Annotated in this window: 15 protein-coding genes; 9 read left to right on the forward strand and 6 right to left on the reverse strand. The window is 38.3% G+C overall.

Going from position 1 to position 14634, the window contains the following annotated elements:
• Window positions 1-67: 67 nt before the first annotated feature.
• On the forward strand, window positions 68-748 hold the full coding sequence (locus NMU02_RS10380) for a hypothetical protein (RefSeq protein ID WP_255027810.1): 681 nt from the start codon (window positions 68-70) through the stop codon (window positions 746-748).
• 120 nt (window positions 749-868) lie between these two features.
• On the forward strand, window positions 869-1576 hold the full coding sequence (locus NMU02_RS10385; RefSeq protein WP_255027811.1) for a pirin family protein: 708 nt from the start codon (window positions 869-871) through the stop codon (window positions 1574-1576).
• A gap of 133 nt (window positions 1577-1709) precedes the next feature.
• Here the strand turns inward: NMU02_RS10385 and NMU02_RS10390 are convergent, their stop codons facing one another.
• The gene (locus tag NMU02_RS10390; protein ID WP_255027812.1) at window positions 1710-2372 is read right to left on the reverse strand and encodes an MgtC/SapB family protein; all 663 of its coding nucleotides are present in this window, start codon (window positions 2370-2372) and stop codon (window positions 1710-1712) included.
• Between the two features lie 449 nt (window positions 2373-2821).
• On the opposite strand from NMU02_RS10390, the gene NMU02_RS10395 reads away from it, so the two are divergent.
• The 3 genes from NMU02_RS10395 to lgt all read left to right on the forward strand — a co-directional run bounded on the left by NMU02_RS10395 (window position 2822) and on the right by lgt (window position 5565).
• Window positions 2822-3541, forward strand: a complete 720-nt coding sequence (locus NMU02_RS10395) for an NUDIX hydrolase (RefSeq protein ID WP_255027813.1) — start codon at window positions 2822-2824, stop codon at window positions 3539-3541.
• A 130-nt stretch (window positions 3542-3671) separates the two neighbouring features.
• Window positions 3672-4568 carry a diaminopimelate dehydrogenase gene (locus NMU02_RS10400; RefSeq protein WP_255027814.1) on the forward strand — a complete coding sequence of 299 codons (897 nt, stop codon included), beginning with the start codon at window positions 3672-3674 and terminating at the stop codon, window positions 4566-4568.
• 124 nt (window positions 4569-4692) lie between these two features.
• Window positions 4693-5565, forward strand: coding sequence for a prolipoprotein diacylglyceryl transferase (gene lgt, locus NMU02_RS10405; RefSeq protein ID WP_255027816.1), 873 nt, complete (start codon window positions 4693-4695; stop codon window positions 5563-5565).
• Window positions 5566-5641: 76 nt separating this feature from the next.
• Here the strand turns inward: lgt and NMU02_RS10410 are convergent, their stop codons facing one another.
• Together NMU02_RS10410 and NMU02_RS10415 are read right to left on the reverse strand one after the other, a co-directional pair.
• Window positions 5642-6112 carry a DoxX family protein gene (locus NMU02_RS10410; RefSeq protein ID WP_255027817.1) on the reverse strand — a complete coding sequence of 157 codons (471 nt, stop codon included), beginning with the start codon at window positions 6110-6112 and terminating at the stop codon, window positions 5642-5644.
• 200 nt (window positions 6113-6312) lie between these two features.
• Window positions 6313-7632 carry a DEAD/DEAH box helicase gene (locus NMU02_RS10415; protein WP_255027819.1) on the reverse strand — a complete coding sequence of 440 codons (1320 nt, stop codon included), beginning with the start codon at window positions 7630-7632 and terminating at the stop codon, window positions 6313-6315.
• 220 nt (window positions 7633-7852) lie between these two features.
• On the opposite strand from NMU02_RS10415, the gene NMU02_RS10420 reads away from it, so the two are divergent.
• Together NMU02_RS10420 and NMU02_RS10425 are read left to right on the forward strand one after the other, a co-directional pair.
• Entirely contained in the window at window positions 7853-9022 is a 1170-nt protein-coding gene (locus NMU02_RS10420; protein WP_255027820.1) for a MalY/PatB family protein, read from the forward strand.
• Window positions 9023-9032: 10 nt separating this feature from the next.
• Window positions 9033-10268, forward strand: coding sequence for a PLP-dependent transferase (locus NMU02_RS10425; protein ID WP_255027821.1), 1236 nt, complete (start codon window positions 9033-9035; stop codon window positions 10266-10268).
• 91 nt (window positions 10269-10359) lie between these two features.
• On the opposite strand, the gene NMU02_RS10430 is transcribed toward NMU02_RS10425, so the two are convergent.
• Genes NMU02_RS10430 through NMU02_RS10440 form a run of 3 tightly spaced genes read right to left on the reverse strand, consistent with a single transcriptional unit; the run spans window position 10360 to window position 12549 of the window.
• On the reverse strand, window positions 10360-10878 hold the full coding sequence (locus tag NMU02_RS10430; RefSeq protein WP_255027822.1) for an IbrB-like domain-containing protein: 519 nt from the start codon (window positions 10876-10878) through the stop codon (window positions 10360-10362).
• On the reverse strand, window positions 10878-12164 hold the full coding sequence (locus NMU02_RS10435) for a DUF3440 domain-containing protein (RefSeq protein ID WP_255027823.1): 1287 nt from the start codon (window positions 12162-12164) through the stop codon (window positions 10878-10880). Before NMU02_RS10435 ends, NMU02_RS10430 begins: the two co-directional genes overlap by 1 nt.
• Entirely contained in the window at window positions 12139-12549 is a 411-nt protein-coding gene (locus NMU02_RS10440) for a hypothetical protein (RefSeq protein WP_255027824.1), read from the reverse strand. Before NMU02_RS10440 ends, NMU02_RS10435 begins: the two co-directional genes overlap by 26 nt.
• A 186-nt stretch (window positions 12550-12735) precedes the next feature.
• Between NMU02_RS10440 and NMU02_RS10445 the strand changes: the two genes are divergently transcribed.
• Together NMU02_RS10445 and NMU02_RS10450 are read left to right on the forward strand one after the other, a co-directional pair.
• Window positions 12736-13212 carry a DUF456 domain-containing protein gene (locus tag NMU02_RS10445; protein WP_255027825.1) on the forward strand — a complete coding sequence of 159 codons (477 nt, stop codon included), beginning with the start codon at window positions 12736-12738 and terminating at the stop codon, window positions 13210-13212.
• A 44-nt stretch (window positions 13213-13256) separates the two neighbouring features.
• On the forward strand, window positions 13257-14567 hold the full coding sequence (locus NMU02_RS10450; protein ID WP_255027826.1) for a phosphatase PAP2 family protein: 1311 nt from the start codon (window positions 13257-13259) through the stop codon (window positions 14565-14567).
• Window positions 14568-14634: the final 67 nt, after the last annotated feature.

Raw genomic sequence — 14634 nt, forward strand, 5'->3', positions numbered from 1 at the left:
GATATAAATTTGCAACATAAGGTTGCGGGTTTTATATCCCTCTATGGTTTTTTAATACGACTCGGCAATGAAAAATGTTTTTACTTTATTTATGTTTCTGTTCATAATGGGTACGTTGTCGGCACAATCTGAAAAAGGCCGGAAACCTTTTTGGTTTGAACCCATAGACAGTACCAGGCAAAAAGAAATATTGGGAGAAAAGAATAGAAGTAAAACTCCTTCTTTTTACTATGAGTTACCGGCTCGTGAAAAGCAAATAGAGACAAAAGAAAAAAGACAGCCCGTACTAAAAACTCGTAAAAAAGGGACGTGGCGATTTGGCGGATCCTTCGGTCTTACGTTTAGCCGTGGAACGAGTATAAATATTTCTCCACAAATCGGTTACCAGTTCAATCGCTATTTTACGCTCGGCGGAGGGGTAGGATATAATTATTATCGCTACGATGAAGGCTGGTATGAAAATTATAAGATGCATTATATCGGTCTCGATGTGTATGTTCGGCTTAATCCGATTCCTTATTTGGCTTTGCAAATTCAACCTGAAGTAAAACGTTATTGGGGGCATATCGGCAGTGCCAGTTATAAAGGAGACATTATTCCCTGCGTTTTGGCGGGGGCCGGAGGTACAATACCTTTGGGACGCACGGGAGGAATATCCGTAATGTTTTATTATGATCTGGTGCAGAACAGATATACGCCATACGGTAAAAATATATTTTATTCTGTTGGTTACTCGTTTGGATTCTGACCGTTTATTGGCTAAGAGATAAGTAATAATACGGCTTATTTAATTTTGTTTTTCATTGCAAATCGAGAACTTTTCGGTATTGTGTACTGTTTAATATAATATGTATTAAATATAAAGATTATGAAAACAATTATAGATCGTGCCGATACGAGAGGACATGCCAATCATGGTTGGCTCGATACATATCATACATTTAGTTTTGCCGGATATCACAATCCGGCACGGATGGGCTTTGGTGCCTTACGAGTTCTCAATGATGATAAAGTAGCTCCGGGCAAGGGCTTCGATACGCATCCGCACGATAACATGGAGATTGTCTCTATACCGTTAAAAGGATCTCTTAAACACGGAGACAGTACGAATAATCAGCGGGTAATCACAATAGGAGATATACAGGTGATGAGTGCAGGAACCGGTATTATGCACAGCGAACGCAATAATAGTTCTACTGAACCGGTCGAGTTTTTGCAGATTTGGGTTTTTCCGAAGTATAGAGATACGAAGCCCGGTTATCAAGATTACAGTATTCGCGATCTTGTAAAAAAGAATGAGTTATCCTTGATTATTTCACCCGATGATGAAGTGCCTGCTACTTTGGGACAGGATACTTGGTTTTCGATAGGAAATCTCGATAAGGGAACCGAAATTACCTATCGTTTGCATGGTGAAAGTAATGGTGTATATATATTTGTCATAGAAGGTGAAATAGATGCGGGAGGAACGATCCTGGAACGTCGTGACGGTATGGGAGTATATGAAACTCCGTCGATAACGTTAAAGGCGCTTACTGGATGTGAGGTATTACTGATGGAAGTCCCCATGCGTTGAGGCCGAAAATCATAGAATGTCCGAAGGTATTATTTTGTCATATATATAATCATAGAGTTCCCTTTTCGTAAGGGCAGATATACTGACCGATCAAACGGGTCATGACAAAAGATAAATGCCTTCGGGCATTTTTTTATTCTATTTTTTCAACCATCAGGTCGGGAAGATGTTGTATGTAATCGACGATATTATTTTCATCATCGTTATTTCTGCTTTTTATAACCAGTGTTACATGGTAAATAATCCGCGCTTCTATTTGTTCTTTTTTGGCTTCATAACTGACCATACGACCTCCGGTTTTTTTTATCATTTCCGAAATTTTTTGTAAGTTATCATGCGTTGTCGTAGAATACTGAATGAGTATGCTGTGCATACCGATATTTTTAAAAATGATGTTCAGTAATTCGAGGCCGAGCAAAGAGAATAATGTCGCAAATATACCAATGCCGTAAAGACCGCCACCGATGGCCAATCCTATTCCTGAGGTGGCCCATACACCTGCGGCAGTTGTTAGTCCGCGAACGAATTGTTTTTGTATAATAATTGTTCCGGCACCGATAAATCCGATACCGCTTACTACTTGGGCGGCAACACGGCTGGGATCGAAACTTACGTTTTCATCAGACAATACTCCCGCAAAGCCATATTGTGATACGATCATAATAAGGGCGCTTCCGATAGCCACGAGAAAATGGGTTCTGAAACCGGCTTCCTTTGCCCTGTATTCTCGTTCTAAGCCGATGGCAACCCCTAAAATTCCTGCAAGACAAAGTCTTAATATAAATTCACCTAACATAGATTTATTCTTTTTGCTGTGAAAGTAATATTGTAAAGTTCTATTACAAATATACGTTTTCTTCCGCAAATAGAAAAAGTATAATTTGTAAAACAAGAAGGCCGAATAAATATTGTTTTTTTAATTTTTTTGTTGGACAGTAGTATCAAAACTAAGCCTGAAAATAAGTGTTGTTTATAATGAATATTTATTCTTTTTAGTAAAGAATTATAGATTAATAATTGTAAAGTATGAAATTAATTAGGGAAAAATAATGAAGATGTTTCTTTCTATTTTTAAAATGAGCAGGTATTTTAAGAATAATACTAGGTATTGCGAATAATTCATTAATTTTGTTCAGAATCATAATTTTGTTGTATATAGAAAATCATATTTTACAATAATATATAAAGTGGTAAAATGATTACTATTGTTGAGTACGGATGTAATTTTTTTCGGAGAATTAAAGCATGAATACTGCGTTACCAAATATTTCGATAGACTGTGTCATTTTCGGTTACGATGCCGAGGGGTTGAAAGTATTGTTATTTGAAGAGACCTATCTTATCGGAAGTAGAAAAATACACGCGTTGAAATTGCCGGGCGATCATATATTACAAAATGAAACATTGCAACAGTCGGCCGAGCGTGTATTGTATGAGCAAACCGGCGTACGAAATATATTTATACGTCAGTTTCAGGTATTTAGTGACCCTGATCGTTTAAAACACGGTAGTATCGATTTCGAAAGTATAAAGTCTCAGTTGCCCGATAGACGCGTAATTACCGTGGGTTTTTACTCTCTTGTAAACATTTCGGATATAAAGGATCCAATCAGTAAAAGAGCTTGCTGGATAAATTGTTATGAAGTGGGTCGTTTGATTTTCGATCATAACGAAATTTTGGATGCGGCTCTTGAAAGATTGCGGAAAGAGCTTTTGCATCATCCGATTGCTTTTGAGCTTCTTCCTGAGAAATTCAGTCTTACGCAATTGCAAAAATTATACGAAGCTATATTCAATACCGAGTTCGATAAGAGAAATTTCAGGCGTAAGATTGCAAAAATGAAATATCTTATTCCTTTAGATGAGTTCGAGACCGGGGTTTCTCATAAACCCGCAAGGTATTATTCTTTCGACAGGGAGATATATGAAACTACCCGAAGAGAAAATTTCGACTTTCGATTATAGGCGTTTTTTTCTTTTTCGTTATTTTTTACATAACATCATTTTATTTTTCATTTTAATTTAGTGTATTTTTGCTACATTTGCGAGTGTTTTTAAGACAACATTCTGTATAAATGCTAAGAATTAAAACAATATGAAAAAGATTAGAGCCGCCATTGTAGGATATGGAAACATCGGAAAATATGTATTGGAAGCTTTACAAGCTGCACCGGATTTTGAAGTGGCAGGTATTGTACGCCGTAATGCGTCGGAGATTCCTGAAGAATTAAAATCGTATGTGGTTACCGATAAAATCGAGTCGTTGAAAGATGTCGATGTTGCAATTCTGTGTACGCCTACCCGCAAGGTAGAAGAAAATGCTGTAAAAGCTTTGGCGTTAGGAATCAATACGGTCGATAGTTTCGACATTCATACGCAGATTTGGGAACTGAAAAGCAGCCTTGATGAAGTAGCTAAAAAAAATAATTCAGTTTCTATTATTTCTGCTGGCTGGGATCCGGGAAGCGATTCGATCGTACGCGCTCTGTTGCAGGCTTGTGCTCCAAAGGGAATATCTTACACTAATTTCGGTCCGGGTATGAGTATGGGACATACGGTGGCGGTAAAAGCTATCGATGGGGTGAAAGCGGCACTTTCTATGACCATCCCTTTGGGTACAGGTATTCATCGTCGTATGGTGTATATAGAACTTAAAGACGGTTATAAATTTGAAGAAGTAGCCCAAAATATTAAAAATGACGATTATTTTAAAAATGACGAAACGCATGTCATGCAAGTAGAGAATGTAGATGACTTGCTCGATATGGGACATGGAGTACATATGACTAGAAAAGGGGTATCAGGAAAAACTCAAAATCAGTTGTTCGAGTTTAATATGCAAATAAATAACCCGGCTCTTACCGGTCAGGTACTGGTTGCCGTAGCTCGCGCATCTATGCTTCAGAAGCCCGGTTGTTACACGATGATAGAGATTCCTGTAATAGATATGCTGTACGGTGATAAAGAAACGCTGATACGCCATTTAGTATAATAAAAGAAACTCCCCTTAAGAATGGGATGTTTCTCTGAAATTTTTTTAACTTTGCGAAGTTGTCTCAGTATATATTTATCTCTGAGACAGCTTTTTTTATTGCGTTCACAATAAATTACTGACTATGCTGAATTACATTACCTGGACGGTTGATCCGGCCATATTTACAATTTTTTCCCGCGAAATACGTTGGTACGGTCTATTTTTCGCATTAGGTTTTCTTATCGGATATCAGATAGAGGAAAAAATATTCAGGCACGATAATGCGCCGCAGAAATGGGTAGATAAAATATTTATTTATACCATTATAGCGACGGTTGTGGGTGCTCGTTTAGGACATTGCTTGTTTTATGACTGGAGTTATTATTCGCAGCATCCTCTCGATATTTTTAAGATATGGGAGGGCGGCTTAGCAAGTCATGGAGGAGCGATTGCTATAATTATAGCAATACTTATTTATTCGTACAAAGTAACACATCGTAATCCGTTATGGGCATTCGACCGATTGGTTATTCCTGTCGCTCTGGTTGGTGCTATGATACGTATGGGTAACCTTATGAATCATGAAATATACGGGCATCCGACGACATTACCCTGGGGATTTCGTTTTATAGAGAACCTTTCACTTTGGAAATATAAAGGAATGGAACCCGTATTTTCGTTACCTTCGCACCCGACTCAAATATATGAAGCTTTGTGTTATTTGACTGTATTTCTTATTCTTATGTATATGTATTGGAAGAAAGATGCCGGTCGTTATCAGGGGCTTATTTTCGGTGTATTTCTCGTCGGTATATTTTTGTCGCGTTTTTTCATCGAGTTTTTGAAAAATCCGCAAGAAGAGTTTGAGGTAGGGATGGTCTTGAATATGGGACAATGGCTCAGCATACCATTTGTGCTGGGTGGAATTTATTTAATATACAGGGCTATTAAGAAAGGAAAGATAGAAGGGGTTGTGAATGCAGGTTCAATGCGGCAGCAAGCAAAGAAAAAATAACATCATTGGGTAACTAACAGCAGGAAGAGCCGGGAGAATTCTCCCGGCTCTTCCTGCTGTTAGTGTTATGTAAGTTTTAATTTTTAGTAGTTGTATCCTTACGGCTATTTTTTACAGTTATATAAGCCTGTTGTAATAAATAGTCGACAGAATATTTTCCGGGACCAGCCAACAGAATGAATATATATATTCCCAAATAAAGTAGAGGTAACTCTACTGAAGACATGGTGAGTTCGGGGTAGGTAAAGAATGCGGCTATGATCATTCCGAAGATCAAAGGTAACACAGCTAATCGGGTAATGAGTCCGACGATCAGTAGTATCGAGCAACCGACTTCGGTCAGTATCATCAATACCAGCGATAACGTACTTCCCAATCCTATAGGGTCGGCAAATGATGTCGATAATGTGCCGAAGTTTTCGATTTTTGCGATGCCGTGTGTAAGCATCATTATACCTATAAAGCATCTTAGAAAAAGCAGGGAAAAATTAGATGCTTTTTCTGTCAGCATCAGATTCCAAAAGTTTTGTAACGGAGTTTTCATCATATTTTTGTTTTGTTATACAAATAACAATATAAGTTATTGCTTTGTTGTCGGAAGTAGTAATAATTGTAAAATATACTGCAATATCGTATGTATTTGCCGATCTCTTTTTGTATGATATACCGAAACAAAAATAATTACTTATAAACAAAAAAAATTATATACCAGACATAGTATATAATTATTTTTTGTTCCTCAATAAATTATGATTTCGGTTCGTTATCGCCGGGATTATTTTTCTTTTTATTGAAATGAGAATTTCGGTTTTGGCTCTTCTTCTTTCCGAAATTATTTTTATTACCACTATTTTTTGTTTGTTGGAAAGTTCGACCGTTATTTCGTCTGTTACCGTGGAATGAAGAAAACGCTTTGGGATTATATTCGGGTCCTTCTCCTAATTGAGGTGAAAGAGGAACTTTGTAGATATCTTTTTCGAGGAATTTTTCGATACGGTTAAATTTACCTTGTTCGGTTTCAGAAACAAATGTAATGGCTGTTCCTTCTGCGTTTGCCCGTGCGGTTCGCCCTATACGGTGTATGTAATCTTCGGGATCATGAGGAACATCGTAATTTATCACTAGGCCAATGTCGGTGATGTCGATACCGCGTGCAACGATATCGGTTGCGACCAGAATATCGGTTTTCCCGTTTTTAAAATCGAGCATGACTTCTTCCCGTTGCATTTGTTCAAGATCGGAATGCATTGCTGCGACCGAAAATTTCATTCGTTTTAGAGTGAAAGCAAGCTCTTTTACTTTTTGTTTCGATGAAGAAAAGATAATAGTTTTGCTTGAAGCCGGTTTGCTGAATAATTCTTTTATGATTCCCATTTTTTGGGCTTCGTAACAGATATAGGCCGATTGTAAAATCGCCTCGTTGGGTTTAGAGATTGCAACGTTTAATTCGGCAGGGTTATGCAGAATATTCTTAGCGAGTTGTCTGATTTTAGGAGGCATCGTTGCAGAGAAGAGTATTGTTTGTCTTTTTTCCGGAAGCCCTTTCCCGATTTGCATGATATCATCATAGAAACCCATATCGAGCATACGGTCGGCTTCGTCGAGAATAAAATATTGCACTCCTGATAAATCGATATCGCTGTGCATCATATGCGAGATGAGACGGCCCGGTGTGGCAATTACGATATCGGCTCCCATTTTAAGTCCTCTTTTTTGCTGATCCCATAAAGCACCGTCACCACCTCCGTAAACGACGATAGTCGAAATCGGAAGAAAATACGAAAAACCCTCGAATTGCATATCTATTTGTTGGGCGAGTTCTCTTGTCGGCGCAATAATTACGGCACGTACCAGATCATCTCTCGTTTTCGTTTTATACAACATGTTCAATAGTGGCAATATGTATGCAGCTGTTTTACCAGTTCCGGTCTGTGCGCAAGCGATCATGTCTTTTCCTTCCAAGATGACGGGAATCGTGAGTTCCTGAATCGGAGTCGTTTCCCTGAAGTTCATCGCTTCGAGTCCTTGCAAGACAGCATCTTCTAAATTTAGCTCGTCAAATCTCATAAGTTTAATTTGTGTATTCAAAATACATCCAAAAATACAATAAAATGGTGAATTAAGGAGTTTTTGAAAAGTTTATTTTCAAATTAAAACATTTCGGGGAGTATTTTTTTAAGATATAAAGTATGTATAATTGGAAACAATAAATTATTACTTTGAGTATTTTTCTTAAAAAGAAAAAGTAATTTTGTAATACTAATATAATTGAATTTTAGATCAGATTATGAAATATGATTTTGATGAAGTTATCGATCGCAGGCATACTCATGCAATAAAAACCGATGCGCTATTACCTCGATGGGGACGTGATGACCTTATTCCATTATGGGTGGCCGATATGGATTTTCGTACTCCTCCTTTTGTTATGGATGCTTTACGTAAGCGTTGCGAGCACGAGATATTGGGGTATACTACTCCCGGGGAGGATTATTATCGGGCTATAGAAAATTGGGTAGATAGCCGTTTTGGATGGAAAATACAGAAAGACGAAATTTTGTTTTGTCCCGGTGTTGTTCCGGGGATTACGTTTTCGGTATTGAGTATGACACAGCCCGGAGATAAAGTGCTTATACAACCTCCGGTATATCATCCTTTCCGTTGGGTAGTCGAACAAAACGGACGGGAAGTCGTAACTAATCCTCTTATTCTTGAAAATGGAATTTACCGTATGGATACGGATCATTTTAAGAAAGTGGTTTCTGACTGTAAATTATTTATATTATGTAATCCGCATAATCCAGGAGGAATTGTTTGGGATGTTGAGACTCTTAAAGAGATTGCAGAGATATGCTATGAGAACGGAACGATAGTCGTTTCTGACGAGATACATGCCGATCTTACGCTTCCTCCCTATAAACATCATCCTTTTGCAACAGTATCTGAAAAGGCTCGAATGAATTCGATAACGTTTATGTCTCCCAGTAAAGCATTCAATATGGCCGGTCTCGGAAGTGCATATTCTATTATTATAAATAAGAATATACGCGACTGTTATCGTCGTTTCGTCGATGGTGGAGAACTCGCCGAAGGGCATATTTTCGCATACCCTTCGGTGGTCGCTGCTTATAGTAATGGTGTAGAGTGGTTGAACGAATGTTTGTCGTATATACAAAAGAATATCGATTTTACGATCGATTTTTGTAGGGATAATATGCCTAAGATCGTTCCTGTACGTCCACATGCTTCGTATTTGGTATTTCTCGATTGCCGGGATCTCGATCTTTCTCATAATGATTTGATAAATCTTTTTGTCGAGGGAGCACACCTTGCTTTAAATGACGGAGCTATTTTCGGGCATGAAGGGGATGGCTTCATGAGGCTCAATGTGGCGACCCCTCGTACGGTTCTTGCAAAAGCATTGCATCAGTTAAGGGATGCGTATATAAAAATATAGTTGAAATAAGATGGAAAATAACAGCTTTACTTCCCGTATATTACATACCCCATTTGAGAAAAATGACGTTTATCGCTCGTTGTCGATGCCGGTATATCATACGGCGGCATACGAATTCGGTACGGCGGAGGAAATGGAAGCCGCTTTTTGCGGGCGTACCAATGATCACGCTTATTCGCGTATTACTAACCCTACGGTTCAGCATTTCGAAGATCTGATCCGATCGGTTACCGACGCGGGTAGTGTAACGGCATTGAATTCGGGAATGGCTGCGATCAGTAACGTATTGATGACATTAGCGTATAGCGGTGCCAATATAGTTACTTCGTCTCATTTATTCGGAAATACGTATTCGTTATTGTATAATACTTTGGCTGCATTCGGAGTGGAAACTCGTTTTTGTGATCTTACCACGGTGGATGAAGTAGAGAAAAATATCGACGAAAATACCTGTGCCGTTTTTCTTGAGGTTATTACGAATCCTCAGCTCGAAGTCGCTGATTTGAAAGCGCTTTCGTATGTTTGCCGAACAAAGGGCGTTCCTCTTGTTGCAGATACAACGGTTGTGCCGTTCACGATTTTTAAAGCTCGCAACTTTGGTATAGATATAGAAGTGATTTCCAGTACGAAATATATTTCCGGCGGGGCTACCTCGTTAGGTGGCCTTATTCTCGATTACCAGACATTCGATTGTAAACGATCGTTTAAGTTAGCTTCATTATTTCAGGATTGGGGAAATAAGGCTTTTACCTGTAAATTGAGGAAAGAGATACATCGGAATCTCGGAGCTTATATGACTCCACAGGTTGCCTATATGCAGACTTTAGGCCTCGAAACTCTCGAAGTTCGTTTCGACCGTATGGCAAAGACGTGTTTCGAGCTTGCAAAACGATTGAAATTCCATTCTGATATTGAAAATGTGAATTATACAGGATTGGAAGAGAATGTGTTTTACAAAATCAGCTATTCGCAATTCGGTAAATACCCGGGTGCTATGCTTACTTTCGATCTTGCTTCACGAGAAGCTTGTTTTCGTTTTATGAATAACCTGAAACTCATCAGACGAGCTACCAATCTTTTCGATAATAAGACTTTAGCTATACATCCGGCCAGCACTATTTTTGGCGGTTTTACCGAGGAGTTACGTCGTAAAATGGATATATGTGATAAAACGATACGTTTGTCGGTAGGACTTGAAAATGTCGACGATTTATATCGTGATATTATGCAAGCATTACAAATATAAAAGATACTGATTTAAGTATTTTGTTATAATGAAAATAAAAAGGCTCGCTTATATTTTATATATGCGAGCCTTTTCTTATTATGAAATTATATTATTTGGGAGAAATATCGGGAATACTGAAATCTTGATTGGCAAAAAGATCGGCCAGACCCGATATTTGTTTTAGTCGTAAAAGTTCGTCTTTGTCCATACCGATATGTTTTTGTATCCAGGTATCCGACATTCCGGCTTTTGTAAGTTCCGAAACGATTTCACACATCAGTTCGATACTATGTGTGCCTCGGGCCCGGTTATGACGGATGGTGGAGGCCATGCGGTTCGATATGTCTTTTTCTATTACAACGACAGGTAACAGCCCTTGTTCCCGTCTGTATATACGCTTAGAAGTTTTCAGTACACAATACCGGTGGTATCCGTCGACGAGTTCGTAAACATCTTCATCTTTAATATAATAACAAACACAGGGCATTGTGTAACCGTCTTCCCATATCGAGAGTTCGAGCAGCTTCATTTCGGGAGGCGGAACGATGTTCGGATTATAGTTATTGGCTCTTACTTTTTCGACCGGAACCGCTCTTACGTTGTAAACAGGACTTTTGAATGTTTCCATCAGAAAATGTGTTTGTATTTATTTAGAATGCGTTCTTTTCGTTCTTTTTCATTTTTATTAAGGGCGAACCCCATGTATTTACATGCATGGTCATTTTTGAGTATACATATACATACTCTTTTAAAAGTCGGTATTTCTTTAAATTCGGGTATATCTATGTCGTCGAGATACTCCATCCGTACCGGGTGTTTGGTCGTTTTATAGTTAGAGGAAGGCATTACGGTAATATCAATTCCCGCATTCTGTAATTTTTTTATAGTTTCATCCGAGAGACAGCCCCCCTTTCGTCGCCAAAAATCGATGCTTACTCCCAGTTTCCCCAAATAGTTGTTTCTTGTATCTTCCGGTAAGGTAGATAAGAGAAAATTCATGTAACTTTCCCAAGTATGTCCGGGTGGTAATTTTATCGATTGCCATCCGACAGCAGTCGTCCCCCCATATAATCCCGAAAAATTAACTCCGTTTACACGTCCTATCAGTCGTCCCCAGGTATTGGGGTCTATTACCCGATATAAATGCAGACTTTCTTGTGCAGGAGAGATAAAAGGGCTGGCTACTCTCTGTTTTTCGAGGCTTACTCCTGCTTTGTAATACAAGTCGTATAAATGATTGTAATCCCATTGAAATTTCCCGTTGGCGGTCCAGATATCTGTCGTGAGCCAGTCGTAAAGAGGATAGACATTAAAAACGTTATCGCATATTTTTTTTGTCCATTTAAGGCCTTTGTATTTACTGTAAATGTTTTCTTTATAAATTGTTCGCCATCGGTTCAGGCTTTCTTGTGTGCGTATGGCTACTAAATTGCATGTCCTGCGGGCTTTTTTTATTTTGTGGTACCATTCGGCAAACTTAAACTGGAATTCATAATCCCACATTTCGGTATTATAAAAAGGAAAATTTTCTTTGGTATAGGCTCCTTTAGGAAGTGTTCTTACCCATAATTTTCTCATTTCATCATCCCAGGGTCTCCAGTAGGTCTGAAACATCGAAGCGCATGTAGATACTTTAAACGGAACGCAAATACGGTAAACTTCCAGTATATCTTTATTACGGGTTAATTCCCGATCGACATATTGGGTCGTCATTTCGTATTGAGCCTCATAATCGAAATGTAAAATTCCGATTTTACGGTCGAGGCTATGATTTCGTATATAATCAATACATAAATTTAAGAGTACGCCGCTGTCTTTGCCCCCCGAAAAAGATAGATATATATTGTCGAATTCGTCAAAGATATTTTTTAATCTTTTCTGTGTAAGTTCATAAACGTTCTGGCGATTTTTCATACTCCCATGTCATTTTAACATATTTCTTCCACTCTCTAACCGTATTAAACCCGTTTTCTTCAAAAACCGGTATATCGCGGGTTTGAACGACGGCGGTTAAAATATTTTTCTGGCCCAGGATACGTTTGGCTTCTTTTAATAAGGAAGATAAAACATCTGTTTTATTGCGTACGACGTAATAATTGTTTATGATGGCTATGTTGTTTCTCAGTTCTACCGGGAGAAAACCTTTTATTTTGTCTTCGATAGTGTACAAAAACCATGTGAAATTCTCACCTGTTTTAAACGGATAATTATTATTAGCCTTTAAAACATCGGGATTCATGACCAACGGTGAGACTCTCATGTATAAATCCTGATCGGTGCCTTGAAAAATTTCTATCATTATATATAAATTTATGGTGAACTGGACATCCTATATATATTATCGATATTGCAAATATAAAGATAAAAATAAGATAATTTTAGTACGCCGTTTATTTTTTTGGTGAATACTATATTGTATAATTATCTGATTTTTCTTTTGCTAATATTAAGAGGAATAGTTATTTTCGCAACGAAAATATCGTATATGGATATCTTGCTGATAATTTTGGGAGCATTATGTTTGTTGATCGGATTAGCCGGTTGTTTATTACCTGCTTTGCCGGGTCCTCCCATTGCTTATCTGGCATTAGTTTTATTGCAATTTACAGATAAAGTCGATTTTTCTGTTTCTCTTTTATTGTTTTGGTTGGGATTGGTGGTTATTGTACAGGTTTTAGATTACATAACGCCGATGTTGGGAACAAAATATGGAGGAGGAAGTAAATGGGGGAGCCGGGGATGTATGATCGGTACGCTTGCCGGGTTGTTCTTTTTTCCTCCATGGGGGATAATCATCGGTCCTTTTATCGGAGCTGTAGTCGGTGAATTATTATCCGGTAAAAATTCGAGTAATGCTCTCAGAGCCGGTTTTGGAGCATTTATGGGTTTTATCGTCGGCACAATGATGAAGTTTATCCTTTGCGGATATTTTATATATGAATTTCTGGTAGCTTTAATATAACGTAGTAGCATTAACTTAACCCTGTATTTCGGGGAATTAATTTTATGAAGATCATTTATATTGTATTGTTTTTATTTTCTTTTACTGTATATGCTTCGGGTACGGTAGTAAAAGAAGATACGACAAAAATTAATCCGGTATTGAATGTACCCGTAACAGATTATCACCAATCGCGTTTTGATCGGTTTACGTCAAGTAAATTTTTCCAAATTACTTATATTCCTGTTCCGTTGATTGCCGCAGGATTCATCCTCAAAAACGAAAGTGATCACTTCAGGACTTTGAGAAACAGTTATATCCCGTCTTTCAGGTATCATTATGATGATATATTGCAATATATGCCGGCTGTCGCAATGGTGGGAATGAAGATCGGAGGTGTAAAGAGTCGTAATTCATGGGGCCGTATGCTTACGGCTGATGCATTTTCTGTTTTATTTATGGCTTCGGTTGTAAATGGTTTGAAATATACGATGAAAGTAGAACGTCCTGATGGTTCTAATCGGCGGTCTTTTCCCTCAGGACACACGGCTACGGCATTTATGACAGCTACAATGTTGCACCATGAATACGGATTGACAGTGAGTCCTTGGATAAGTGTTGCCGGTTACGCTACCGCTACCGTAACGGCGGTTTCCCGGCAATTGAATAATAGGCACTGGCTTTCTGATGTTCTCGTAGGTGCGGGTATCGGAATAATTACGACCGAACTGGGATATCTTTTGACTGATTTTTTATTTAAAGATAAAGGAATTACCCGAAAATATTTGTCATTCGATCCGATCGAAAGATTTCGTAATCCTTCTTTTTTCGGCCTTACTTTGGGTTTCAGTATGTTGCCCGGACATTTGTATTTGGGAAACGGTGTAAGTTTGAGTACTCGTCCCGGAAGTAGAGCTGGTGTAGAGGGAGCCTGGTTTTTGAATCCTTATGTCGGTTTTGGAGGCCGGTTTACATTCTCGGCATTACCAGTCTCTTTAAAAACCAATGAAAGTACGCCATACGATCCTATCAGAATGCATTCGGGCTATGCTGGTGCATATTTTTCTTATCCGTTTAGCCCGAGGTGGCAAGCTGGCAGCAAATTACTCGTAGGGTATAATTTATCATCGAAGAGTACGCTTATTCCGACATTGGTAGAGACTAAAAAGTGGGTTCGCCCGGGCTTGGGAACGGGATTATCTATTGCATATGTAGCAAAGCAAAACTTCGGTGTTCGTTTCTTCTTCGATTATTCTTTGGTTTCGGCTTCGTTTGTAGTACATAAAAACGAGGAATACAATGTAAAAGAAACTTTTGAGAAACGTACGCCATTGAATGTCATGTCTGTTGGTTCTTCTGTAAATATTCTTTTTTAAAGGTTTTCTGTTCTATTTATGTTGTTTAATATATATTAATTATATGAAAATTGCACAGATAAGTTTT

Origin of the sequence: Coprobacter tertius (assembly GCF_024330105.1) — a bacterium.
Classification (GTDB): Bacteria; Bacteroidota; Bacteroidia; order Bacteroidales; family Coprobacteraceae; genus Coprobacter; species Coprobacter tertius.